Here is a 23,347-nt window from a genome sequence, read left to right on the forward strand (position 1 = left end):
AGCTTGGCGTGGATGTGCGGTTTGTTAATCCCTATAGCGGGCAGTCAAAGCCGATTGAGCGTGCGTGGCGCGATCTGGCGCAGGGACTGGCCAAGCATCCGCTGTTCGAGGGGGCATATGCCGGGAATAACCCGATGAACAAGCCAGAGAACTACGGCAGCCGCTCCGTGTCGCTGGAAGTATTCATCAAGGTCGTGGCGGAAGGTATTCGGGAGCATAATGAACGCATCGGGCGGCGCAGCAAGGTGTGCGGTGGAAAACTCAGCTTCAAGCAGGCTTTCGAGGCATCTTATGCTACCGCACCCATCACCAAGGCCACGCCGGAACAGCGTCGGCTGTGGCTGCTGGCGGCGGAAGCGATCCGCGCGGACAGGACCACGGGTGAATTCAAGCTGGAAGGCAACCGCTTCTGGGCGGAAGAACTGACCGCGTTGCGTGGGCAACAGCTTGTGGTGCGGTTTGACCCGCAGGCGTTGCAGGGATCGGTGTTCGTTTACCGTCTGGACGGAACCTTCGTGTGTGAAGCGCCATGCCTTGCGGCGGCAGGCTTTGCTGACAAGGGCGCTGCCCAGTCCCATAACCGGGCACGCAAGGCGTGGATCAAGGCGCAGAAGGATATGGAAAAGGCGCAGAACAGTCTGTCCATTTCTGAATTGCAGGAAATCTACACCCCTGATCCCGAGACAGCAGAAGAAACGCCAGTAGAGGCCAAGGTGGTAAGGCCGTTCCGCCCTGCACCAATTACCCATGGCAATGCCGCCGTCGCCATTGATCTGGATGCGATTGAAGACGGCGAAGAAGAAGAACTGTCGAGCGTAGTAAAGCTGCGTCAATTCATGCGGCAGCAGGCTTAATACACTTCTAAAAGGCACTTAAACCATGAACATAGTTGAAACCGGCATTGCCCCTGCGGGCAGTGAACAGGATCACTCACCCTCTGACACGCTGCGCACACGGGTGCAGATGCAGATGGAGAGCGAAAGCCTGAGCATCAAGGCGGCGGCTGTGGCGTCCGGCATTGGCTATTCCACCTTCTCGGCATGGCTGAACAACAAGTATTCGGGCGACAATGCCGCCGTGGATGTCAAGGTAGAACGCTGGCTGGAAAGCACCCGCACACGGTCACACGTGCGCAAGGCCATGCCGCAGGAGCCGGGCTTTATCGAGACCCCCACGGCACAGATATGGATGAGCGTTTTTGAGTATTCCCAGGGCGGCCCGGATATCGGCCTGATTACCGGGGATGCGGGCGTGGGTAAGACTATTTCCGCCAAATACTACCGCGATCATAACCCGAATGTGTGGCTGATGACTGCGGATTCCTCCATGCGTAGCCCAACCGCCATCCTGCGCAAGCTGACCCGCCTTGTGGATGCCAATACGCAGAGCGGCCCCGGCATGATGGATAGCATTCTGGAACGTGTGCGGGACACGCGCGGGCTGATTATTGTGGACGAGGCGCAGAACCTCCAGACAGAGTCCATCGACCTGCTGCGCAAAATCTATGACGAGGCCGATATCGGTCTGGTGTTCATGGGCAACATGCCGCTGAAATCCCGCATTGAAGGCATGGGCCGCCAGTCCAGCCATGCGCAGATATTCTCTCGCGTTGGCATGCGCAAGAACCGCGCGAAACCACAGGTCAAGGACGTGCTGCCCATGCTGGATGCATGGGGCATCCATGAACCCACCCTGCGCAAGGTGGGCCGCTGGATCGCCATGCAGCCGGGCGGCCTGCGTACGCTCAACAAGACCGTGCGCTACGCCTACATGCTGACGCGGGCCGACGACCGGCAGGAACTGGCCGAAGCGGACCTCAAATCATCGTGGAAAGAACTGACGGGCACGGAACTGCCGTCCTTCGCAGGGCGGGAGTAACCGGCATGGCCAAAGCAACACAGAGCGTGCCGCCCGCGAGGCAGGAAGATGAAATCTCCGACCTTTACAACCTGATCACGGACAAAGTGGCGGTCATGGTCCAGATGGGGCCGGAAAGCCGCTCCCTGATCCGCGACTTTCTGGAAGGTCTGGACGAGAACCTGACCGTGGCGAACGTCAAGGCGGCGCTGGAGGCGGAGTGGTCATGATCATCCAGATTACTTCCGGCATGAAAACCATCATCTGGCTGGCGCACAAATATGGGGCGGTGAAGCTGCGCGCCCGCGCCCATAAGCTGATGTGGGCACCGGGCGACGGCTGCGCGCTGATCGACACCACGACTTACCAGACCAGCGTGATGCAGCGGCGCGGTCTGATCCGGCTGGCAGACGGGTCCATGGACACCTTCGTCCTGACCGCACTGGGGCAGACCAAGGCAGCAGCCCTGTGGTTTGAGCCGCCCCGCGTGCGCGAAACCCGCCGCCAGTCAGGTAGCTACTGGCTGACAACTGAACAGATGCATGCCCTCAAGCCGTGGCTTCCTGCCCAGTTCGCGCATCTCCGTAGCGATGACCGGCGCTTGCTGAGTGGCATCGTGCATGCCCTGCGCGAAAACCTGACGTGGCAGGTGGTGTCTGGTGAATATGGCCCGGAACTGGCCCTGCGGCAACGCTGGGCGCAGTGGTGCCGGTCAGGCGCGATGGATAACGCCCTGGGCCATCTCTTTGAACAGGACGCGGACGGCCAGCCCCGGCTGGTTGTCACGACTGCCATGCTGATGCGCCACCGCAGCGGTGCCCACGCCATTGCATGCGGCTACCTACCCACCTTTGCCCCGATTGATGAAATGGAGGCAGCATGAGCGCCGCCCTGAATACTGTAGTTCCGACGCATCCCGCACCGCTGGACTGTGCCGTCACGCCCGTCCTGGTCATGGACGCGCTGCATGCCGCCACGGCCGGTACGCCGCTGGACCAGCCTGAGCGGTTCGATGCGCTTTACCGCGATCTTATGGACCTTCTGGACGGCTTTCACCCCGATGCGGGCATTGATGAATGCCTGATGGTGGTGGGCCACCCCATGAACCAGATCGCGGGCCGGGAAGAACGCCGCGACGTGATGATCCGCTTCTTTGAACTGCTGACCCCTACACACCTGACAGCCGGTGAAATCCTGACCGGCCTGGAGACACGCGCATGACCCATATGACCCCTTTGGCGCGGCTGCGCCACAACACCCGCAGCATGCGGGAAACCGCGATCCGCATGAAGGAAACCAGGGGTAGCCGCGCCCTGACCGAAGCCGAACTGCATGACCTTGGCGACTGGCTCATGCGGCAGGTCATCGAGATTGACGGGGCCATCGGCACCGCAGCCCTGGCCGGGCACCTGCCGCATCTGGGCAGCGTCGTGGTCGAAGGTGAATGCCGGGAGATCGGGGCATGAAGGAAGAAGTAAGAATGCAGACCGGCGATCTGGCAGAAGTGACGCAGACGGTTGTTGATCTGGCACATGGCCGCATGGCGGAAGGTTCCAGCGATTTGAATGTGCTGCTGGATCAGGCCGACAGCAACATGGAAATGGCCGTCATGTCTTTTGAAGATGGACGACTGGCCTTTGCTGCCACCTGTGCAGAACAGGCCGCTTCCTGTGCCCTTCTTGTGGCCATCGCCCTACGGCGCATGGCGAAGGACATTCCGCCCGTGCAGGAGCGCCATTGATATGACCTGCACTGCATATTGCAGCCGGGATGGGGTCATCGGCATTGCCGATGGCCTTCACTTCCCCGATGCCTGCCTGCCCATCGCTGTCGGATCGCGCGGGCATCTGTCCTTCCAGATCCAAGAACTGGGCGAACGCACCTGCAAGGGCCGCGTCTGGCGCGTGCCCGGCGTGACGGGCAGGGAGCGCGACCATGTTGCCTACACCGCCGTCCAGACCTTCGCCGCCGCCATCCTGACCCGTAACGCCAGCCTGCGCCGCTGGCCCCTTAACGCAAACCACAAGGAAATCCGCTCATGAACGCCACGCCCCGCATCATCGCCGCCGAAGCCCACCCCCTGCCGGACGTGCTGGTCAGCCCCTTTGGCAATGAGGTGCCCACGTCGCGCATCCGCGACGATATCCTGTTCCGCCACCAGACGGCCAATGCCCTGGTCGAGGCCGCCATGGGGCTGAACGCGGAACTGCGTGCCCGCAAGGAACAGTTCTTTGCCGATGTGGATGCCTTCATTGACCTGACGCTGGAACGCTACAACGCCCGTCTGGGCGGAAGGCGCGGCGGTGTGGTGATCGCCAATTTCAGTGAGACCATGAAAGTCGAAGTCTCGACTTCCGATTACCTGCGGGTGAATGAGGCGATTACCGCCGCCCAGGCATTGATGAACGAAGTCCTGGACGATGTAGGCGAAGGGGCCAGCGATGATGTCCGCACGCTTCTGGCGAATGCTTCGTGCGTGACGAAAAGACCGGCAGGCTGAACATACAGCGCCTTCAGGAAACCCGGCGCGTCAAGCTGTCGCATCCAAAATGGCCCGATGTGCAGGCGGCTATTGCGGACTCTCTGGAATGGGCCGGGTCGCGCCGTTACATCCGCTTCCATGTTCGCAAGGACCGCAATGCCCGGTGGGAACAGGTCAATCTCAATTTTTCTTCTCTGTGAGGGCGTAATGCGTAAAGTCTCTATTATGTCCGATGTCATGGCTCATGGCGTTCCCACTCCTTGCGCGCCTCCCAGGGTTGAATTCCGGCCCATTGGCGAGGATAGGACGATGTACATGGTGCTGGCGCAGGGCATGTCACATGGGCCCGACCTTATTACCCCGATCGGCACGATTGATCTGGCCGCCCTGCGCAGGCTGCTGGATGGGGTGGACGTATCATGACGGCACGGAAGGCCGGTCCTGCGCGCGGGGCGATCTATGCCAAGCTGCATATTGCCCGCAAGGAACTGGCGCTGCCGGATGAATCCTACCGCGACATCCTGCACCGCATCACTGGCAAATCCAGCGCAAAGGACGCCACCATACCCGCGCTGGAAAAGGTGCTGGCCCATTTCCGCACGCTGGGCTGGAAGCCGAAAAAGGGCAGTCTGTCCAGCAGCGACCGGCCCCATGTCCGCATGATCTACGCGATCTGGAAGGACATGGGACCGATGCTGGACAGTGGCGGCACGCGCGAAGCCCTGCGTGCCTATGTCCAGCGGCAGACCATGACGCCGGACCATCCCGGCGGCATCTCCGCGCCCGAGTTCCTGGACGGCACGCAGGGACGAAAGGTGATTGAGGGTCTGAAACGGTGGAAAGCACGGCTTGAGAAGGGTTTGAAATGACGAATATCTATCCATGGCTGGCCGCAGCGATAATGGTCATTACGGTTGCTTTCACAGTATGCGCGGCCAACAGTCGCAATTTCACTATGACGCTGTGCGCGGCGTTGGTCAGCATCATTGCGATAGTTCTCATATTCGGCTTGCGGGCCTATTAATAACCTCACATGCAGCGATTACAGAAACCGCCCCTATCCGGGGCGGTTTTTTCGTTTACAGACAATACTGGATGCCTGTTTATAAAAGGGACGATTTCGCTTAATGATTACTGACGACGATCTGAACGCCCTGCGCGGCAAAATCCGTTCCATTGTCCGGCAGAGTGTGATTGCCGGTCGGCATGCGACCAGTAGCGAGGACGCGGCGCGCATTCAGGATCAGATGGTGGCGGCAAGTGAAAGCACGATAATGCTGGATATTGTCGCCCTTCTGGCAAAGCATGATGGTAAAGAAGTGACATGAATATCCGGGCACCCGCAGAAATTGACTGGCTTGTAATGCTGTCGGTGAAAAAGCAGCCTTCGTATTCGTTGAAAGCGAATGCGGACGGACAATGTGGGTGCCCGCGCGCGCGTCTGGCAGCGCATTGGAGGCGCGGTACGGCACTGAACTGGCGACAGCCGTATGTGCCCGCCATGCGCGCAGTTCCTTCCGCGTTCCCATGCTCAAGCGGTGGCGCATCCGCTGCCACCGTCTGGCAGGCATGATGGTTACGGATATCGCAGCCCGCGTGGGCGTATCCGAGCGTTACGTTTATGCCGTGTTATCTGGTGAGCGCGGCAATGAGACGCGCATTCGCCGTCCGGCGCGTCCGGCCGATACCAGGCAGATCAGCCTGTTCTGAGGCAATACATGTAGCAGTGCAGGATGCACTGCCTCTCTCATGCGCGCGTATCGTCGTGGCATGCAGAGCAATTTCCCTACCATCACAGATTTCACGCAGGGCGAGGAAGGACTTTACCAGTGCATCCGCAATGACGCGGGTAACTGGACCCTTGGCGCTGTTCAGCATGGCAACCTTGTCGGCACCATGCGGGGCATCTCCGCGCCAACCATGGTGCGCTGGATGGGCGGTGATCCGGGAAAGGTCACGGCCAGGGTCATGCAGGGCATCGACGTATCGACGTTCCGCGCCATTGCCCGTGCCTTTTACTGGCGTCCCCTGAATTGTGACCTGCTGCCTGCCGGTATCGACGCGGTTGTGTTCGATTTCGGATTTAATGCCGGTATCCGCGTGGCGGCACGGCAGTTGCAGGCTGCTGCGGGCCTGAAAGGCGGGGACGTCGATGGCGACATCGGACCGCGCACAATCGCTGCCGTTCTGGACGCGAGCGCGGATGGGAATGTCTCCCGGCTTACTGCCCCGCTTATCGACATGCAGGCCGCCTATTACCGGCAGTGCCGCCTGTTCCCCGTGTATGGCGCGGATTGGATCGACCGTACGGTCCGCCGCGAAGCACTGGCGCTCAGACTGGCGAAACAGGCTGGCCCCGCCGCTGCGGCATGACCCCCTTCGGTCGTGCGGGCGCGCACGGCTGATCTTGTGACCATACGGCGCGCACGCGGCGCTATACTTCACCCAGGAGCCAGAATGGCCATCAATTTCGCGACGATCCTGCCGGGCATCTTCTCCGGCATCAATGCCCTGCTTGCCGCCAGCGCGGAAAACAAGCTGTCCACCTACAATGCGGTGGCGCAGACCGCGATCAAGGCGGCCGTGACAAAGGTGGATGATGGCGTGACCCATCTCCAGACCGCCTTCACCACGTTCGAGGCGGCGAACCCGGTCGTTACCCAGGCGATTGCCGAGTTCAAGGAGCTGGCGACGATCCTCGGTCTGTTTGTCCCGACCGAGGCGGCGGTGGTGACCCATGTCCAGGCGGCCATTGCCGATCTGTCCGGTGTGCTGGTGCCGCAGACCACCACCACGGCCACGGCGGCCACGACCACGGCCCCGGTAGCCGCGGCCGCCTGATAATGCCGCAGATGACAGGGGCGGCCGCAGGCGTGTCGCCATGGATGTTCCTGATGGCAGTCCTTGTCTTCCTGCTGGTCGGCGCACTGGTCTTTGATCGGTTGCGCTGGCTGGGGCGGCAGCATGAGCGGCTGGAACAGCGATGTGACGGAATCGAACAGACGCACGCTGATTCCCTGTCGCGCATGCAGCGGATGGAAACATCCATGACGTCGATTGACATGCGCCTGACGGAAATCCGGCAGGACGGAAAACGCAATACGGAAATGCTGCACGTCCTGATCACGGGCCACGTCGCGGCAAGCAAGGAATAAGACCATGAGTGTCGCCACAGCCATTATTGAACACCGCCGCCTGAGCGTGCTGATGTCCGTCAAGCAGCCCGGTGACGGCCGGATCAGTGATGAAATCCTCCTGCGCGTCCTGCGTGCGGATGGCTGTGCCATTGATTACGACATGCTGCGCGGTGACCTTTACTGGCTCCAGCAGCAGGGATGCCTGCGGATCGAGAAGTTGTCCACGGGTGTTGTGGGTGAGGAAATCTGGGTTGCGGTGCTGACCCCGATCGGCGCGCGTGTATGCGACGGCCTACAGCATATCAACGGTATTGCCCGCTCCATGGCGAAATGATCCATGTCGCGCCCGTCTTCCATAGAGCGGCAGGATGAGGCGATCCGCGAGGAAATCGCTCGCCTGCGTGGCGCGGGGTACAGTTTGGACGAAATCCTGGCTGCTGCGGGAGCTGGACGTCCATGATGTAAGTCGGTCCGCGCTGGGCCGACACATCAAGAAGATGGATGAGGTTACCAAGAAAATGCGCCATTCGCGCAATATCGCGGAAGCGATGGTGCGCAAGATGGGCGATGCCGGTGCCTCCCAGTTTGCCCGTGCCAATATCGAGCTGCTGCACAGCGTCATCCTGGACCTGCACATGGCCGATGAAGGGATGGCCAACAAGGATGGTGTTGCCGCCCTGAAAGGTAACCCGCGTGGTGTCGAGGCGCTGGCGAAAGCTTTGGACCACCTGACCAAGGCATCAAAAACGGATGCCGATTTCGTGGCGCAGATCGAGGAACAGACTGAAGCGCGCCTGCGCAAACGCGACGAAAGAAACCTGAAGAACGTCGCCAAAGAAAAAGGGCTGTCCAGAGAAGTAATCGAGATCATGCGCACGCGGGTTCTTGGAATCAAGTCATGAATGACCTGTCCGATCCGCTCCTGCCTTACCAGAAACGGGTGATTGAGGCCGTTGGCGCCAATGATGTCGTGGTGATCGAAAAGTCACGGCGGATCGGCATTTCATGGGTTCTGAGCTGGCTGGCTGTCATGACCGCAGGTGCCGGAAAGTCGGCAGGCGGCATGGATGTCTTTTACATGGGTTATGAAAAGGACATGACGCGGCAGTTCATTGAGGACTGCGCAACCCATGCCGAAATCCTGAACTTCGGGGCGAAGGAGGTAGGCGAAGCCCTGTTCCATGACCCGGATAATCCGGATGCTGACATCAAGGTGTTCCGGATCGACTTTGAATCCGGATACGAAATCCTGTCCCTCCCGTCCGTACCGCGTGCGTTCCGGTCGAAGCAGGGTCTGGTCATTCTGGATGAGGCCGCATTCGTGGACGATCTGGAGGCGATGATCGACGCGGCCATGGCGCTGCTGATCTGGGGCGGAAAGGTGGTCATCCTGTCCACCCATAACGGCGATACCAATCCCTTCAACCAGTTGATCCATGATGTGCGTGCCGGGAAATTCATTGATGAGGTGACCGGGGAAAATCTTGTTCACCTCATGCGCATCACATTCAATGAAGCGGAAGCCGAAGGGCTGTTCCACAAAATATGCCAGCGGAAGGGCGAAGTGTGGACACAGGAGGCGGAAGACGCATGGCGTCGTCGTATCCTCAAGCAGTTCGGGAGCCGGGCCGACCAGGAACTGCATGTCATTCCATCCCCCAGCACAGGGGCGTTCATTCCCCGCATTCTGATCGAGGCGCGTTCCCAGGAAGATATCGAGATCGCGCGCTGGGAATGTGACGCCGCGTTCACGATGCTGCCCGAGCATATCCGTAAGGCGGAGTGTCTGGACTTTTGCGTCAATGTGCTGGCCCCTCTACTGGCGGTGCTGGACCTGACCTGTCCGCATGCCTTTGGCGAGGATTTCGCCCGCTCAGGTGACCTGACCGTTTTATGGTTTCTGGCCATCCTGAGTAATCAGGTCCGCCGGACTGCCTTTGTCGTCGAACTGCGCAATGTTCCGTTTGAACAGCAGAAGCAGATACTATGGTTTATTCTTGATCGCCTGCCGCGCTTTCGCAGCGGCGCGATGGACAGCACCGGCAACGGCCAGTGGCTGGGAGAAGTAACCAGACAGGAATACGGGGAGCGGGTGCAATGTATTCACCTGTCAGAAACCTGGTATCGGGAGAACATGCCGCCGCTCAAAGGGGCATTTGAAGACGAAAAGCTCCTGATCCCGAATGACCGCGACACCCATGACGATATCCGCGCCCTGACGCTGGTGCGTGGTGTGGCCCGCGTGCCGGAAAAGCGGACAACTGGCGCGAATGGAAACCGGCATGGTGATGCCGCCGTGGCGCTTGCCCTGGCCTACTTCGCCAGCCGGTCCGACCCGGTGATTTACGAATACACCCGCGCCCCGTCTCCCCAGCAGATTGCGACAGGCGCGGGCCTGTCCCGCGACGATCGCGACGAACTGGAAGACGCGGGCGTGGAGGTGGGCAATCTTGGACTGAGAGGAACCGTATGATGGATGATGTTTCATGGGGTGTAATTGGCGGCTGCGTTCTGGCCGTAAGCGTTGCTGCGGGGACACTGATTTATCTGTCACGCAAGGCGCAGACCGCCGCGACGGAGGCCCAGCAGGTCGATACCCAGACCAAGGTAACGACCACGGAACAGGCGATGGCCCAGGCACAGGCTGATGCGCCCGCGACCGATGCCGATCTGACCGCCCGCCTGGACGGGGGCACGTTCTGATGCCGCGTTGGTACCCCCCGCGCACCCGCCGTGTCGTCGTCACTGCGCACGACAATACCACGCGGGGCCTGCCGTGCCCTGCATGGCAGACACAGCCGGCACCCACGCCCGTCAGGCGCTCCGTGATGACTGTCATGGGATGTGAATCGGTCCGCCTGCGCGGCAATGGCGTGATCGAGATCACGGGTGACCTCACCATTGAAGGAAAAATCTGATGTGCCCTTCTGGCAGTACCAATAAAAAACATGTCCTCTGGGTCATCTGTGCTCTGGCCGGGCTGGCAATCCTCGGCATGACGGGCTGTGCTGACCGGCCTGATCGTTTGATCTGCCCCACTCTTACGCCCTATTCAGCCGCCGATCAGAAGGCTCTCGGCAGCGAACTGGCGGCCGATCCGAACGCCCCCACCCTGCACCGGGCCATGCGCGATTATGAGGGCCTGCGCGATCAGGTGCGTGCATGCCAGAAAGCGGCGGGCTGACATGGCGACGCTGCTCGACCAGTACGGACAGCCCATTCGACCGGCGACCCTGACAGAAGAAGTGTCAGGTGCGCGTATGGTCGGGCTGCGTCCGGCCGTGGTGCCCACCGATATCGGGCCACTGTCGCCTGAACTGATCGGACGCACCATGCGTGCCGCTGATCAGGCGACAGCCTGATGTGGCAGATACTGGCCGAGGAAATCGAGCGTCGTGACCCGCATTACCTGAGCGTGCTGAACACGCGGAAACTGGCGATTTCCCAGCTTCCCATCACCGTAACACCCGCCAGTAGCGACGCCGCCCATGTGAAGCATGCCGATTTCGTCCGGGGATGGGTAGAACGCGGCATCCTTCGCCGGTCGCTGTATGACCAGATGGATGCGCTGGCCAAGGGGTTTTCCGTCCATGAGATGGAATGGCACATGGAGGCGGGTAACTATTGGCCTGCGGAACTGACATTCCGGCCACAGCGCTGGTTCGATATCAGCATGCAGGATGGCGAGACCATCATGATCCGCGATGACTGCGCTACCCCGGCGTTACCGTCCGTTGCCGATGGTATCCCGCAACCCGGCTTCCGCAACATGGAGCCTTACAAATTCGTTACGCACCGGCATGCGGCATGGTCGGGCCTGACCATTCGGGGCGGCCTGACGCGGGCGGCCATCTGGCCGGTGATGTTCAAGCTGTTCACCAATCGTGACTGGGCGCTGTTCGTCCAGAATTATGGGCTACCCATGCGGGTGGGAAAATATACCCGTGATGCCAGCGACAATGACAGGAAGGTGCTCCTTCGCGCGGTATCCGATATCGCGGGTGGTGCTGGCTGCACCATTCCTGATTCAATGCAGATTGAATTTCCGGAGCCGAAAACGGCATCCAGCGCCAGTGATATCCATGAGCGGCGCTTCCGCATCCTGAATGAGGAACTCAGCAAGCTGGTGCTGGGCCAGACTGGCACGACAGAAAGTAAACAGGGCGCACACGCATCGGGGCAGGTCCATCGCGAGGTGCAGGTGGATATCGAACGTGCCGATACGTTCTGGCTATCCTATACCGCGACCACGCAGTGCGCGATCCCGATGGTATCATGTTCATTTGGACCACAGGATGCCTATCCGGTCATCACGATCGGGCGGCCGGACGAAGCGCCGTTCGATGATGTCATCAAGGCGCTGCAATTTGGCGGCCCGCAGGGACTGAAGGTCCGTTGCCAGGATATTTACGACCGATTGAGCCTGACCCCTCCCGAGGACGGGGACGCTGTATGCGGCATCATTGCGCAGCCCCAGCCCGTTGAGCCCGCACATGTGCTGCCCGCACAGGACCGTGCGCCCCAGGACATGCCCGCGCGCGTATCCGTTCCCACCACACAGAGTCCGCAGGAACCGGACCAGCAGAACACGCTCCATGCCGCCCTTGGCCGTCTGGTCGCCCGCCATGCGCGCGAGGAACCGCATATGGTGGCGTTGCTGACCAACAGCCTGGCGCATGCCGCCCAGCCCATTCTGGATGATATGATCATACCCGTGCGCCGCGCGCTCATGCAGGCGAAGGATATGGAAGATTTCCGCCAGAGACTGGGTGACATGGAACTGTCACCAGCGGCATTTGCCCAGGCAATGGCGCAGGGCATGGCAGCGGCGAATCTTGCGGGTGAGCTGATGGTCCTGGACGAAATCGGCCGCGACCCGGCAGGTCATGGCTGACAGCGTAGCCGAGGCCGCGCGCCTTCCGCCCAGCGAGGCGCTGGCCTTTTTTCGCCAGAAGCTCAACGTCCCGACCACGCACTGGACCAACCTGTGGCAGGCAGCGCATGCACGCGGTTTCATGGTGGCGGGAGCCGCCGATCTGGCGTTGGTCAAGGATTTCCGCATTGCGGTGGACAAGGCGATAGCGGGTAAGGTGACCATTCAGGAATTCCGCAAGGAATTCGACGCGATCGTCGCCCGGCATGGCTGGGCGCATAATGGCAGCCCGGCTGGCGGTCAGACCTGATATTCAACGTCAATGTGTCGATGGCCAACGCAGCCGGGCGGTACGCCCGCATGACCACGCCCGAGGCGCTGGAGATGTATCCTTACTGGATGTATCGCCACAATGCCTGCCCGCACCCGCGTCCGCTCCATCTGGCGTGGGACGGGACGCTTCTGCCCGCCAATGACCCATGGTTCGATACCCACTTCGCACCTAACGGCTGGCGCTGTCATTGCGAGATCGTGCCCGTATCCCGCTGGATGATGCGCAAGCGTGGCTGGAGCGTGTCGGAACGACCGGCGCTTGACCTGCGGCCATGGCGCAACCCCCGTACGGGCAGGTGATTGAGGTTCCCGCCGGGATTGACCCCGGATTCGCCTATAATCCGGGCAAGGCGTGGCTATCCGGGCAGGCACCCGACATCGGGCCGTCAGTTCGCCCAGGCCGGTTTCCTGCCGCGACAGATGCCGGACCCGCACAGCCCGCGCCGGGGGTGACGCCTACGTTGCCCATTCCCAGGGAGCATGCTGACAGTGCGCATCAGGAAAATGTCATGCATCTGCTCGATCATCCGGTGGGAATTGCCGAGGTGGGCACGTTGCCCGAGCATGTACGCGAGGCAATTGGCGGCACGTCCCGCAAAGTCCTGCTTTCGGGGGGCACCCTGACGAAACAGGATGATCACCATTCCGATCTGACCGGCGCTGATTACAGGCAGGCTCCCGCGACCCTGGAGAAACCCGTTGTTGTGGTCGGAAAAGGCGAACGCAGGGCCATGCTGCTGTATCCGTCAGGCGGCCGACTTTACCGCGCGGTCGTAAAGACAACGCAGGACGGGTCTGAAAACTACCTCCTGTCCTTCCACCGATACACGAAGAAAAAAGCATTGCGCGCCGTGCGCAAGCTCCCGCCCATATTCGGTGATATGGCGGATATTCCCGACGATGAGGATCAGGGGGATGGAAACTGAACGGCGTGCAGGTGGGGCCAGCCGTAAACCCCACAATATGATCCCGCCACAAGGGCGGTCCTGCGGTCGGCTGAATATCGCCGCGTCACTGCACGCCGCACCCATTACATAGGACGGCATGAGGAAGAATTCCATGACAGTTTTCAGTGTTGGGCAGGATATGGCCGGGATCAGGGATGCCCTGACGCGAATGGTGGCGGTCGGACGCAACCCGCAGAGGCTGTTGGGGGCAATTGGTCTGGGACTGGAGAGCAGCACCCGTGAGCGCATGCGCGATGGCGTGGACCCCGATGGGGTGAAATGGGAAAGCTACGCTCCGCTGAACCCGTTGTATGAGCGGGGCAAGAAGGGGGCTGGCATTCTGCTCGGGCCGGACCTTCACCTTTACAACAGCATCCGGTCGGGCGTGGACGGGAATGCCGTTGTCGTGGGAACGGATGTCATATACGGCCGTGTCCACCAGTATGGTGCGATCATCCAGCCCAAAAATGCGCCACAACTGTCATTCGTGATGGGTGATGTCCTGATCCATGCATCCAGCGTGCATGTTCCCGCGCGTCCATACCTCGGCTTTTCCAGCGAGGACCGGGAGATGGTGGTGGGTCAGTTGGAGGATATGTACACGAGTGCAATCCGGCGCTGATACATTATGTGGGCGTAGGATTGATTTTAAGAGACCCGTAAGAGGGTTTAAGAGGGGGCAGGATTGATTTTATGCCCCACCTGCGCATGATCGGGCGCATCTGACCCCATACGCCCCTGTATGGCGAAATATGAGGCGGATCGTAATCCGCCCATCCGTCCCTGCCCAGGATCACCATGCAGTAGTGCAGGATGCACGGACGCATCGCCACGCGCGATGTTCGGTCCTGATGAACAGGTCAACTTCATATCACATGATGCAGTTGCCCCAGACGGGCAGCGCGCCGGAGTGGATACACCTCCTTCCGGCGGGTCGCTTTGAGGGCAAGGACGGGCGCGGTCCCTATACCACGCCGCGCGATCCGGCGGCGCTCATGACGGCCAGCATGCGTGCGGCTGGTGGCAAGCTGACGCTGGACGAAAACCATTCCACCGATATTGCCGCCAAGATCGGACTGCCCAGTCCCGCCATGGGCTGGATCACGGAATTGCAGGCCCGTGATGACGGCATCTGGGGCCGTGTCGAATGGAATGCTTCCGGGCACAGTGCGATGGATAACAAGTCCTATCGCGGGGTCAGCCCGGTTTTTGATCATGACGCACAGGGAAACGTGACGCTGATCAGGCGCGCTGCCCTGACCAATGACCCCAACCTGCTTGACCTTCACACCCTACATCACAGACAGGAGACGAGGATGGACCTCGCAGAACTGGCGCGCCGCCTCGGGCTTCCCGACACGGCGACGCAGGCCGACGTCGATCGCGCGCTTGAGGCGGCACGGACGGCCAGTGCCGCAACCACTTCCCTGCATTCAAGCCTGGGCACGCTGGTCGGTCTTGGTGCCGATGCAGGCACCGACGCCATCCTTGCGGCCGTGCGCGCCAGCGTGGAAGGCGGGCAGGCCAATACCCAGCGCATGCAGGCGATGGAAACGCAGTTGACCGAGCTGCGCCAGCAGAGCGCCAGGCGCGATGCCGAGACCGCAGTGGATGCCGCCGCGCGTGACGGCCGGGTCATCAGTGAGAGCCTGCGCACCGAACTGGTCAGCCTTCACGCCAGTAATCCGGAAATGGCCATGCGCATCATCAATGGCCTGCCCAAGCTGCCGCAGGGACAGATGGTCCGGCATTCGGCCAATGGTGGTCGCAGCACCACCATGGATATGGATGGTGCTGACGCGGCCGCCGTGGCCAAGATGGACGCGGCTTTCGGGGTGACCGAGGCGGACATCCAGCAGTTTGGAGGCAACCATGGCTCTGTCTGATGACCGGGCGCTGGACCGCATCCGCTGCGGCGCGCGCCCTGAATTCCCGCTATCTGTCGCGGCCGGGTTCTGCGTGTATCGCGGGGCCATTACGGCGGTCTGCCAGGACGGCACCGCCGTTCCGGCTGGCAGCACCGGCACGCCGTCCCCCCTCGTGGCGATCATGGGCATTGCCCGTGGGCGTCAGGACAATTCCGGCACGTCGCAGGTCTATGGCGACCAGAGCGGTCCCGGTCCCGCATGGATCGAAAAGGATGCGTTTGCTCTGCCGTTCGACACGGCTCCCACGTGGGCCAATGTTGGTGCGACGGTTTACGCCATCGACGATGAAACGGTGTCCCTCACCGAAACCCCCGAAGGCGGCACTGCGCGTCTCCAGGTCGGCACGCTGTCCGGCCTGGACGAAAACGGCGTGCCCTTCGTCCTGATCCAGTAAGGCGACCGACATGGAAATCAACGCAGGCAACATCAACGCGCTGACCACGCGCATCAACGTGGCGTTCAACAGGCGCCTGTCGGTCGTCGCCCCGACCTATCAGAAGTTCTCCATGGTCATCCCGTCCACCAGCGGTCCAACTTCTACCCGCGTCTGGCGGAACTGCCGGGGCTGCGTGAATGGAAGGGATCGCGCGTCGTCCACCGCCTGAGTGTGGGTGGACGCATGCAGATCATCAACCGGAAGTTCGAGGAAACCCTTTCGATCTCCCGCGATGACCTGGACGATGACGATTACGGCATGCTGATGCCGGTGGTCGAGGAACTGGGATCGGATGCCGGTTCCCTGCCTGACAAGCTGGTTTATGAACAGTTGGGCAAGGGACGCACCGAACTGTGCATGGACGGCCAGCCCTATTTCGACAAGGATCACCCGGCCTACGACAGCAATGGCGATCTGTTCTCTTACGCCAATATCGACACCATCCAGGATGGTGAGCAGGCCCAGCCGTGGTGGTATGTGTTTGACACAAGCCGTGCGCTGAAACCCATCATCTTCCAGCCGCGTCGCCCGTTCTCGATCATCGCCAAGACCCAGCTTACCTCGGGAAATGTCTTCAACGATGACGAGTTCGTATGGGGCACGGACGGCCGCTGTGCTGCGGGGTTTGGCTTCCACATGTTCGCCTATTGCACCAACCGGCCACCCACGGCGGATGTGTTCAATTCGATCGTGGGCGCGATGGCCTCGCAGTGCCGCCGGGACGGGTCGCCCTATGGCGTCAGCCCCAAGCTGGTCGTGGGGCCGAAGAACATGGAAGGCCCGCTGCGCACGCTGCTGAAAAGCACGCTGGTACCCGTGCTGGCACCGGACGGCAAGACGTGGGTGCCCGGCACCAACGTCTGGGCCGATTATTGCGACCTGCTGGTCGCGGACCGTCTGCCGCAGGCCGTGGGGAACTAACCGATGTCCGCAAAGTCCACAGCAGCCCAGAATACGAAGACCGCGACGGTTGGCACGGAAGCCACCGGCGGTGTCGTCGAGCATCTGGTCGAGAAGTTCGACGAGGTGATGGATGCCGAGGCGAAAGCCGCCCAGGCGCAGGCCGTATCGTCTCAGGTGGTCCTGCTGTCAAAAGGGCATGCGCGCAGCGTGCCCAATGACAGCCTGATCATCGTGTGCCGTGAGCCGGGTTTCCGGCGCGCGGGCATCGCCCACCCGGCGGTGGAGGTCTATGCGGCCGACCACTTCAATGCGGAGCAACTGGCGATGCTGGTGGCCGAGCCGATGCTGGAAGTGATCGGGGTCAAGGAATGAGCCAGTACGCCCAACTGGCGGACATGCGCGAGGCGTTTGGTGATGAGGAACTGATCCTGGTCACCACCCCCGAAGGCCAGCCCCGCGAGACGATCGACACCAGCCGGGTAAACACGGAGCTGGTAACGGCATCGGCCGAAATCGACAGCTACCTGCGCCAGCGTTACCAGATGCCGATCAACGGCACCGATCCGATGATCGCGCGCGTATGCTGCGATATCGCGCGCTGGCGGCTGTGGAACCGATCGGACGCCGAACCATCCAACGCCGTGCGCGGCGGATACAAGGATGCGATTGCCTGGCTGAAGTCGGTCAATGTCGGGAGCGTCACGCTGGATGGTGAGATCGCCATCAATGTCGGCACCGACTTTTCGAATTTCGTGGCCCGGCGTCCGGCATTCATGGGGCGCTGTTCATGACGGCGCGTGAATTCAGTGCCGACCAGTGCCCCAGTGCGCGCCTGCGTAATGGTGGCCCGCTGCTGGAGGCATGGAATGGCCTGCGCGCGCTGCTGGTGCCCTATTTCCCGGAAAATCTGTTCAGATACCGGACCGTGCAGCCGCGCATGACCCCGCAACGGTGGCAGGAAATCTCCGCCAAAGCGCCGATGATCGGCATGTCATGGGCAGGATGGGTGCCGGGGAACGACCGTGGTGGCCGCCAGTTTCGGGGAGATGCATCATTTCCCATCTTCCTGCTGGTCAAGACGCCCCTCCCTGAAGACCTGATTCTCGGCACGGACACGATGCCCGGCGCAATGGGGGTGGCATCCACTGCTGTCCATGCCCTGAACGGTAGGAAGATCAGGGGTGGCACGGTGCGGGTCCGGTCGGTCAGCAATCTGGAATCCTGCGACTGGATCAACGATCGCACGGCCATCGTGACGATGAATGTCGTGGTCGAGAACCTTGCCTTCAATGAGCGATACCTGACGGCCGACATGCCCACGCTGACCAGGCTGGAAGGCACATGGACGTTCACCCCCGGCGATGGCGTGGTCGAGGACGTCGTTTTCGATACGGAAAGCAGATCATCATGAGCAAGACCCTGAAAGTCGTGCCGAAACCGGGCACGATCATCCGCGATGCGAAGGGCCGCGACATGGGCAAAGGCCCGTTCGAGGTTGACCTGTCGGATCGCTACTGGCGGCGGCTGCGCAAGTGGGGGGACATCATGCCCCCTGATGAAGTCGCGGCAGCAGCCGCGAAAGCGGCGGCCACGGCCGCAGCGCCTGCTGCTGCCCCCGCGAAACCTGCAACACCGGGAGCCAAGGCATGAGTGTCCTGACCCAGATTCCCGATAACTGGAACGTCCCCGGCTCCAATGCCGAGGTGGTGGCGATCCGCACGGGCACCACGCTGACGGCCATGCCGCTACGCATTCTGGTCATCGGGCAGTTGTCCGGCGGGATGGTGCAGCCGCTGGTGCCGGTCCCGGTGACGGACCCCTCGCAGCCGCCTGCGCTGTTTGGTCCGGGCACGCGGCTGGCCCGTGCCGTGGTCAAGCTGCTGAATGCGGCACCGTATGCACAGATTGATGTCATCGGCGTGGCCCCCGTGCAGGATGGCCTTGCCGCCATGGGCAGCGTGCTGCCCGTAGGAACCGCCACGGGTGCTGGCACCTTTGCCGTTGTGGTGGGTGGCGTGCGTATTCCCGTTACCGTGCCGTCCGGCACCACGGCCGCACAGGCACAGGCGGCGCTGATCGCGGCGCTGGCCACCGTGACCGATGCCGCGAACATGGTGACCATGACGGCCGACGCCACCACGGCGGCCGTGACTGTGGCGCTGAAGGAAAAGGGCGCTGAAGGCAACAACATTGACCTGCGCATGAGTTCCGCCCTGACGGATCAGGTGCCGGGGCTGTCCTTTACCGTCACGCCGTTCTCTGGCGGTGGCGGCGCGCCGGACATCGAGGACGCGCTCGATGCTGTATCCAACACATGGTACACGGACATCTTCCTCGGCCTGACCGACACGCCGAACCTGACCGAATTCACGGCGGAACTGACCCGGCGGTATGGCGCGATGGTGCGCAAGGATGCCCACGGGTATATCGGTTTCCGTGGCTCTTATGCGGACACCCTGACCCTGCTGGAGGGGCTGAACTGCCCGTATCTGTGCGTGTTGGCCGCCAACGCTCCCAAATGGTCGCCGTGGGAAGCCGGTGCGGTGTTCTGTGGCATCGCCGCCCAGGCGTCCAATAATGACCCCGCGCGCCAGATGCGTGACCTTGTGCTGACCGGACTGGAGGGGCTTGGTCCTGACGATGGTGACCTGTTCACCGAGGAAATGCGCAACGTCATCCTTGGTCAGGGTGGTGCGACCTTCGATGTGGGGCAGGATGGAACGGTCACGCTTGAACGGGCCGTGACATCTTACAAGACCGACGCGAACGACCTGCCGGATACGTCATGGCAGGACATCATGACGGTCAAGACCGCGACGCGGGTGCGCTACGAGTTCCGGACCTACACCGGAAGCGGCTGGGCCACCTACAAGCTGGCGGATGACGGGTCATCGCTGTCCATGGCTGATGGTGTCATCACGCCGTCACTCGCGAAGGCGGAATGGATTGCCCAGTGCAAGATCTACGAGGCGAATGGATGGATCGAGAATGTCGATACCCTTGGCCCGCAGGCGGTGTTCTGGCGCGATCCGGATAACCGGAACCGCATGCTCTATACGGCCCCCATTCAGGTCATCGGCAGCCTGATCCGTCTGGACGGCCAGATTCAGGTTGAGGTGTAAAAATGGCAGCAGATTCAAACGACGTTATTGGCATCGTCACGATCTATGTGGGCACCCAGCAGATGGACTGCGGTGAAGGCAGTTCCATCCAGTTGCCTGGTCGCAAGAACAACCGTGTCCTGACCGGCATGAAGACCCGGCGCGCCGGGGCCTATGAAGGCGGCATCATCAAGGCGACGCCGGTGGTCGGGACCGGGGACAACGTGACCAGCATGTTCGACACGGTGCGCCGTGGTCCCATGCAGTTGGTCTGCGACACCGGGCAGGTGTTCTCCATCTCGGACGCCTTCCTTGAACAGAAACCCACCACCACGGACAACGGCGGCAAATCACCCGCCACATGGTATTTCGACATCTACACGGAGCATACAGCCAGTGCGTAAACATAACGAGATGCCCGAATTCACACCGGGAACGGGCGGCGGTCCGGCGGAAGAAGCGGCGGAATCATTCCTGCCGGAAACCGCGCGCGTGGAGGGTCTTGAACCCGCCGGGCCCGGTTTCCCCAGGCGCGCGCTGAAGGGCGAGAACGGAGCAGTGATCCTGCCGCTGCTGGCCCCCGCGAAGCAGACCACCAAAGGGCCGGGTGACGTTGTGTCCGAGCGTTTTGTGGATCAGTTGGTGTTCCGCCCCCTGAAGGGCAAGCAGATTCGTGAAGCGCAGGCGCGCAAGCGCGATGAAGGCAGCTTCATCATGAGCCTGATGCAGGTCTCATCGGGCCTGAACGGTCCGGTGGGTGCGATGCTGTTTGATGACCTGGACGGTCCGGACTTCATGGCGGCGCAGGTCATCGTGAGCGTTTTTATCAATCCTGGCCTGTAAACTGGCCGGTCATCATGACCTCTCTGGCGCATTACCTGCATTTCCCCATGGCGGACCTGTGGGGAATGACCTGGGAGGACATGCGGTTCTGGTCCGATAACCTTCGGGAATTATTTGCCCAGCAGGCCGGGCAGCAGGGATGAGGCGCTGATATGGACGGCCAGTTGACCGCCTCGCTGCGGCTGACACTACAGGATGATGCCGCACCCGGCTTTGACAGGCTGATCGCGACCGTTGACCGGCTTGAAGCCACGCTGGACCGCCTGGCCGGGGCCATTGATCCGCTGGCGGCCATGCTGGCCCCGATCACCCGCGCGACTACCGGCGCAGAGGCGCTTGAAAAGGCCCTGAGAGGCACCGCAGGCTCCGCCAGGGCGGTTGGCGAAGCGGGGGAAGCCATGGGTGCGGAAGTGGCTGATAGCGCCACCCGCGCCGCTACCGCCCTGCGCGGTTTCGAGGACATGCTGGACAGTATTGCCGCCACCGAGGAAACGGTGACGGCGGCCAGCGCCATCATGGGCGACGGGCTGATCGACGTTATCGTGCGCGGGGCCGAGCCACTGGGCGAGGCGCTGGATGCGGCCGGTGCGCAGGGCGTCGTGATGGGCAACGAGATTGCCGAAGGCGCGGCCCGCGCGACTACCGCTCTGGACGGCCTCATGGCCCGCGTGCGTGAAGCGCGCGAACAGATGACCGGCATGGTCGCGGACGTTCGTGATGGCCCGATCGGCACAGCGACCGGTGGCGTGCGCGACGCGGCACATGGCTTTTCCGAGAGCCTCCAGCATGCCATGCATAACGGCATGACGGCCGCCATGGCGACGGTCGGCATGCTGGAGCCGATCCATGCGGCGGCAGAATATGACAATACGCTGGTGCATATCGGCATTGGCGACGAACTGCATGGGGGAGCCAACCGTGCATTCGTCGCGGATTATGGACGCCATCTGGATGCGCTGGCGCGCGCGACCGGACAGCGTGGGAATGATCTGGCCGAGGCGGCCGGGTTCTACAACCGCGAAGGCTACAGCGCCGATCGTGTCAATGCGGTCATGCCGACCACCGCGCATATTGCCACAGCATATAATGCCGCGCCGGATGCCGTAGCCCGCAGTGCGTTCGCCTTGCAGGAAAGCCTTGGCATCACCGATCAGCAGTTGGGGGGTGCCCTGGCATCCGTTGCTCTGGCCGGGAAATCCGCCGACCTGCCGTTTGAGAAACTGGCCCCATTACTGCCCCAGGCGGCCGCCACGGCCGGGGTGTTCGGCATGCACGGGCGCGGTGGCGTCGATGACCTTGCGTCTGCGCTGGCTGTTGTGCGCAAATCGACCGGCTACGACAGTGAGGCCGTAACGGATGTAAAGCAGTTGCTGGTCGATCTTAACCAGGGCCATACGGCGCAGCGTTTCCGGCACTACGGCGTCGATATGTTTGGCGAGGAAGAGAGGGCGCGACATAACGGGACCGATCCGCTGCTGGCTATGATGAATGTCATCAGACGGGTGACCAATAACGGAACTGATGCCAGGGCGATGGGTGATCTGTTCCGCAATCATGATTCTTTTGTGGCGGCGGCGGCCTCATGCGGCACTGGGATCAGTATGATCAGATACACCAGCGGACATCGGGGGCGGATCAATCCGTCATCAACGAGGATTTCACTACCGGGATCGGGTCAACACAGATACGCCTTCAGGCGTTTGAAGAAGCATTAAGCCAGATCAACCGTCGCATTGGGGAAGGTTTCGTCCCGACCCTGAATATGATGACAGCCGCACTCAATCATGGCGTAGAGGCATGGGACTGGCTCGACCGGCATGTGCCGGGTGCCACCAGCGTATTGACGGGCACGATCGGGGCGGTGCTGGGCCTGACGGCGGCGTTTTCGGCCCTGAAGGTCGTGGGTGGTCCCGCGCGCGCCGCGATCAGCCTTCTGCTTTCACCTTTGCGTTCCGTCATTGGCCTGTCACGCACCATGGCGACCGTTATGGGTCTGGGGCGTGTCGCCACCATCGGGCTGGGTGGCGGGTTCCTGGCGGTCGCGGGCATCATCGTTGCCGCCATCGGGGACATCGCCCTGCACTGGGATCGTTTTTCGGGGATGTTCCACGCCATAGGACATGGCGCGATGGAAGAGCTGCGGGGGCTGGGCAACTTCGTGGCCGGTGTGTTCACCGGAGACTGGGAGCGGGCCATGCGAGGCATCGGTCAGGCCATGCGGGGCCTTGGCGGAGGATTCGCTGGTGAATTTGGCATCGTCAGGCAGTTATTCCTTGATTTCGTCCACTGGCTGGATGGCTGGACCGGCGGCCTGCCGTCGCGGATGCTCGCCAGCCTGAGCGCCGAATGGCATGTGCTGACGGACGGCATCGGTGCCCAGTTGGGCAGGCTTGAGCAGACGTTCGATAATTCATGGGTTGGCCGTCATCTTGGTTTCAACGTGCAGGCTGCCGCGCCGCATCCTGTCGTCGGCGCGCCTGCGCTGGTGCCGGCACCGGCCGTATCCG

At 61.8% G+C, this 23,347-nt stretch carries 40 protein-coding genes and 1 pseudogene; all 41 read left to right on the forward strand.

What is annotated here, in order from left to right:
- The coding region (locus JCM25156_RS02390) for a transposase domain-containing protein (protein WP_025811985.1) at positions 1–854 on the forward strand (854 nt) is incomplete at its 5' end.
- A 25-nt stretch (positions 855–879) separates the two neighbouring features.
- The gene (locus tag JCM25156_RS02395) at positions 880–1,878 is read left to right on the forward strand and encodes an AAA family ATPase (protein WP_025811986.1); all 999 of its coding nucleotides are present in this window, start codon (positions 880–882) and stop codon (positions 1,876–1,878) included.
- Positions 1,879–1,883: 5 nt separating this feature from the next.
- Entirely contained in the window at positions 1,884–2,087 is a 204-nt protein-coding gene (locus JCM25156_RS02400; RefSeq protein WP_025811987.1) for a hypothetical protein, read from the forward strand.
- Positions 2,084–2,740, forward strand: a complete 657-nt coding sequence (locus tag JCM25156_RS02405; protein ID WP_025811988.1) for a transposase — start codon at positions 2,084–2,086, stop codon at positions 2,738–2,740. The genes JCM25156_RS02400 and JCM25156_RS02405 overlap by 4 nt, the downstream gene beginning before the upstream one ends.
- Positions 2,737–3,078, forward strand: a complete 342-nt coding sequence (locus JCM25156_RS02410) for a hypothetical protein (protein WP_025811990.1) — start codon at positions 2,737–2,739, stop codon at positions 3,076–3,078. The genes JCM25156_RS02405 and JCM25156_RS02410 overlap by 4 nt, the downstream gene beginning before the upstream one ends.
- A complete protein-coding gene (locus tag JCM25156_RS02415; RefSeq protein ID WP_025811992.1) occupies positions 3,075–3,323 on the forward strand; it encodes a hypothetical protein in 249 nt (82 codons plus the stop codon). Before JCM25156_RS02410 ends, JCM25156_RS02415 begins: the two co-directional genes overlap by 4 nt.
- Positions 3,320–3,598: a hypothetical protein gene (locus tag JCM25156_RS02420; RefSeq protein WP_148299278.1), complete on the forward strand. Its 279-nt coding sequence runs from the start codon at positions 3,320–3,322 to the stop codon at positions 3,596–3,598. Before JCM25156_RS02415 ends, JCM25156_RS02420 begins: the two co-directional genes overlap by 4 nt.
- Before the next feature lies 1 nt (position 3,599).
- Positions 3,600–3,899, forward strand: coding sequence for a hypothetical protein (locus tag JCM25156_RS02425; RefSeq protein ID WP_025811994.1), 300 nt, complete (start codon positions 3,600–3,602; stop codon positions 3,897–3,899).
- On the forward strand, positions 3,896–4,357 hold the full coding sequence (locus tag JCM25156_RS02430; RefSeq protein WP_025811996.1) for a DUF3164 family protein: 462 nt from the start codon (positions 3,896–3,898) through the stop codon (positions 4,355–4,357). Before JCM25156_RS02425 ends, JCM25156_RS02430 begins: the two co-directional genes overlap by 4 nt.
- The gene (locus JCM25156_RS02435; protein ID WP_025811997.1) at positions 4,330–4,539 is read left to right on the forward strand and encodes a DUF3164 family protein; all 210 of its coding nucleotides are present in this window, start codon (positions 4,330–4,332) and stop codon (positions 4,537–4,539) included. The genes JCM25156_RS02430 and JCM25156_RS02435 overlap by 28 nt, the downstream gene beginning before the upstream one ends.
- 219 nt (positions 4,540–4,758) lie before the next feature.
- On the forward strand, positions 4,759–5,208 hold the full coding sequence (locus JCM25156_RS26960) for a regulatory protein GemA (protein ID WP_025811999.1): 450 nt from the start codon (positions 4,759–4,761) through the stop codon (positions 5,206–5,208).
- 258 nt (positions 5,209–5,466) lie between these two features.
- Complete coding sequence (locus tag JCM25156_RS02455; protein ID WP_025812001.1) at positions 5,467–5,667, forward strand: hypothetical protein; 201 nt, start codon at positions 5,467–5,469, stop codon at positions 5,665–5,667.
- Between the two features lie 97 nt (positions 5,668–5,764).
- Positions 5,765–6,049 (forward strand): hypothetical protein, encoded by a 285-nt coding sequence (locus JCM25156_RS20860; protein ID WP_148299279.1) that lies wholly within the window; start codon positions 5,765–5,767, stop codon positions 6,047–6,049.
- A gap of 60 nt (positions 6,050–6,109) precedes the next feature.
- On the forward strand, positions 6,110–6,712 hold the full coding sequence (locus tag JCM25156_RS26965; RefSeq protein ID WP_206777846.1) for a glycosyl hydrolase 108 family protein: 603 nt from the start codon (positions 6,110–6,112) through the stop codon (positions 6,710–6,712).
- An 84-nt stretch (positions 6,713–6,796) separates the two neighbouring features.
- Positions 6,797–7,180, forward strand: coding sequence for a hypothetical protein (locus tag JCM25156_RS02470; RefSeq protein ID WP_025812005.1), 384 nt, complete (start codon positions 6,797–6,799; stop codon positions 7,178–7,180).
- Positions 7,181–7,191: 11 nt separating this feature from the next.
- Entirely contained in the window at positions 7,192–7,494 is a 303-nt protein-coding gene (locus JCM25156_RS02475; protein ID WP_148299280.1) for a hypothetical protein, read from the forward strand.
- A 4-nt stretch (positions 7,495–7,498) separates the two neighbouring features.
- The gene (locus JCM25156_RS02480; RefSeq protein ID WP_025812007.1) at positions 7,499–7,810 is read left to right on the forward strand and encodes a VpaChn25_0724 family phage protein; all 312 of its coding nucleotides are present in this window, start codon (positions 7,499–7,501) and stop codon (positions 7,808–7,810) included.
- A gap of 67 nt (positions 7,811–7,877) precedes the next feature.
- Positions 7,878–8,378: a phage protein Gp27 family protein gene (locus JCM25156_RS20870; protein WP_051577455.1), complete on the forward strand. Its 501-nt coding sequence runs from the start codon at positions 7,878–7,880 to the stop codon at positions 8,376–8,378.
- On the forward strand, positions 8,375–9,949 hold the full coding sequence (locus tag JCM25156_RS02490) for a hypothetical protein (protein WP_025812008.1): 1,575 nt from the start codon (positions 8,375–8,377) through the stop codon (positions 9,947–9,949). The genes JCM25156_RS20870 and JCM25156_RS02490 overlap by 4 nt, the downstream gene beginning before the upstream one ends.
- A complete protein-coding gene (locus JCM25156_RS02495; protein ID WP_025812010.1) occupies positions 9,946–10,179 on the forward strand; it encodes a hypothetical protein in 234 nt (77 codons plus the stop codon). The genes JCM25156_RS02490 and JCM25156_RS02495 overlap by 4 nt, the downstream gene beginning before the upstream one ends.
- A 292-nt stretch (positions 10,180–10,471) precedes the next feature.
- The gene (locus JCM25156_RS02505; protein ID WP_148299281.1) at positions 10,472–10,660 is read left to right on the forward strand and encodes a hypothetical protein; all 189 of its coding nucleotides are present in this window, start codon (positions 10,472–10,474) and stop codon (positions 10,658–10,660) included.
- 1 nt (position 10,661) lies between these two features.
- Positions 10,662–10,838, forward strand: a complete 177-nt coding sequence (locus JCM25156_RS30530) for a hypothetical protein (protein ID WP_242402413.1) — start codon at positions 10,662–10,664, stop codon at positions 10,836–10,838.
- On the forward strand, positions 10,838–12,370 hold the full coding sequence (locus JCM25156_RS20875; protein ID WP_051577456.1) for a DUF935 domain-containing protein: 1,533 nt from the start codon (positions 10,838–10,840) through the stop codon (positions 12,368–12,370). Before JCM25156_RS30530 ends, JCM25156_RS20875 begins: the two co-directional genes overlap by 1 nt.
- Positions 12,363–12,659 carry a phage head morphogenesis protein gene (locus JCM25156_RS26970; protein ID WP_051577457.1) on the forward strand — a complete coding sequence of 99 codons (297 nt, stop codon included), beginning with the start codon at positions 12,363–12,365 and terminating at the stop codon, positions 12,657–12,659. The genes JCM25156_RS20875 and JCM25156_RS26970 overlap by 8 nt, the downstream gene beginning before the upstream one ends.
- Before the next feature lie 20 nt (positions 12,660–12,679).
- Positions 12,680–12,982: a phage head morphogenesis protein gene (locus JCM25156_RS26975; RefSeq protein ID WP_051577458.1), complete on the forward strand. Its 303-nt coding sequence runs from the start codon at positions 12,680–12,682 to the stop codon at positions 12,980–12,982.
- Positions 12,955–13,608 (forward strand): hypothetical protein, encoded by a 654-nt coding sequence (locus tag JCM25156_RS28505; RefSeq protein WP_148299282.1) that lies wholly within the window; start codon positions 12,955–12,957, stop codon positions 13,606–13,608. Before JCM25156_RS26975 ends, JCM25156_RS28505 begins: the two co-directional genes overlap by 28 nt.
- Before the next feature lie 133 nt (positions 13,609–13,741).
- On the forward strand, positions 13,742–14,251 hold the full coding sequence (locus JCM25156_RS02525) for a phage virion morphogenesis protein (protein WP_025812016.1): 510 nt from the start codon (positions 13,742–13,744) through the stop codon (positions 14,249–14,251).
- Between the two features lie 253 nt (positions 14,252–14,504).
- Complete coding sequence (locus tag JCM25156_RS26985; RefSeq protein WP_025812017.1) at positions 14,505–15,515, forward strand: phage protease; 1,011 nt, start codon at positions 14,505–14,507, stop codon at positions 15,513–15,515.
- On the forward strand, positions 15,502–15,951 hold the full coding sequence (locus JCM25156_RS02535; protein WP_025812020.1) for a hypothetical protein: 450 nt from the start codon (positions 15,502–15,504) through the stop codon (positions 15,949–15,951). The genes JCM25156_RS26985 and JCM25156_RS02535 overlap by 14 nt, the downstream gene beginning before the upstream one ends.
- A gap of 10 nt (positions 15,952–15,961) precedes the next feature.
- Complete coding sequence (locus JCM25156_RS30535) at positions 15,962–16,162, forward strand: hypothetical protein (RefSeq protein ID WP_025812021.1); 201 nt, start codon at positions 15,962–15,964, stop codon at positions 16,160–16,162.
- Positions 16,102–16,914: pseudogene (locus JCM25156_RS20890) on the forward strand (Mu-like prophage major head subunit gpT family protein); the annotation flags it as partial. The gene JCM25156_RS30535 and the pseudogene JCM25156_RS20890, both read left to right, overlap by 61 nt.
- A 3-nt stretch (positions 16,915–16,917) precedes the next feature.
- Positions 16,918–17,268 carry an HI1506-related protein gene (locus tag JCM25156_RS02550; protein ID WP_025812025.1) on the forward strand — a complete coding sequence of 117 codons (351 nt, stop codon included), beginning with the start codon at positions 16,918–16,920 and terminating at the stop codon, positions 17,266–17,268.
- A complete protein-coding gene (locus JCM25156_RS02555; protein ID WP_025812027.1) occupies positions 17,265–17,687 on the forward strand; it encodes a gp436 family protein in 423 nt (140 codons plus the stop codon). The genes JCM25156_RS02550 and JCM25156_RS02555 overlap by 4 nt, the downstream gene beginning before the upstream one ends.
- Positions 17,684–18,307: a hypothetical protein gene (locus JCM25156_RS02560; RefSeq protein ID WP_025812028.1), complete on the forward strand. Its 624-nt coding sequence runs from the start codon at positions 17,684–17,686 to the stop codon at positions 18,305–18,307. Before JCM25156_RS02555 ends, JCM25156_RS02560 begins: the two co-directional genes overlap by 4 nt.
- Positions 18,304–18,546, forward strand: coding sequence for a hypothetical protein (locus JCM25156_RS02565; protein WP_025812030.1), 243 nt, complete (start codon positions 18,304–18,306; stop codon positions 18,544–18,546). The genes JCM25156_RS02560 and JCM25156_RS02565 overlap by 4 nt, the downstream gene beginning before the upstream one ends.
- Positions 18,543–20,018: a phage tail sheath subtilisin-like domain-containing protein gene (locus tag JCM25156_RS02570; RefSeq protein ID WP_025812032.1), complete on the forward strand. Its 1,476-nt coding sequence runs from the start codon at positions 18,543–18,545 to the stop codon at positions 20,016–20,018. The genes JCM25156_RS02565 and JCM25156_RS02570 overlap by 4 nt, the downstream gene beginning before the upstream one ends.
- Before the next feature lie 2 nt (positions 20,019–20,020).
- Complete coding sequence (locus tag JCM25156_RS02575) at positions 20,021–20,401, forward strand: phage tail tube protein (protein ID WP_025812034.1); 381 nt, start codon at positions 20,021–20,023, stop codon at positions 20,399–20,401.
- Positions 20,394–20,840: a hypothetical protein gene (locus tag JCM25156_RS02580; protein ID WP_025812036.1), complete on the forward strand. Its 447-nt coding sequence runs from the start codon at positions 20,394–20,396 to the stop codon at positions 20,838–20,840. The genes JCM25156_RS02575 and JCM25156_RS02580 overlap by 8 nt, the downstream gene beginning before the upstream one ends.
- Positions 20,841–20,854: 14 nt before the next feature.
- Positions 20,855–20,983, forward strand: coding sequence for a hypothetical protein (locus JCM25156_RS31955; RefSeq protein ID WP_277909319.1), 129 nt, complete (start codon positions 20,855–20,857; stop codon positions 20,981–20,983).
- A gap of 9 nt (positions 20,984–20,992) precedes the next feature.
- Entirely contained in the window at positions 20,993–22,555 is a 1,563-nt protein-coding gene (locus JCM25156_RS02590; protein WP_025812037.1) for a phage tail tape measure protein, read from the forward strand.
- Positions 22,556–22,602: 47 nt separating this feature from the next.
- The coding region (locus tag JCM25156_RS02595; protein ID WP_025812038.1) for a hypothetical protein at positions 22,603–23,347 on the forward strand (745 nt) is incomplete at its 3' end.

This window comes from Komagataeibacter kakiaceti JCM 25156 (assembly GCF_000613305.1).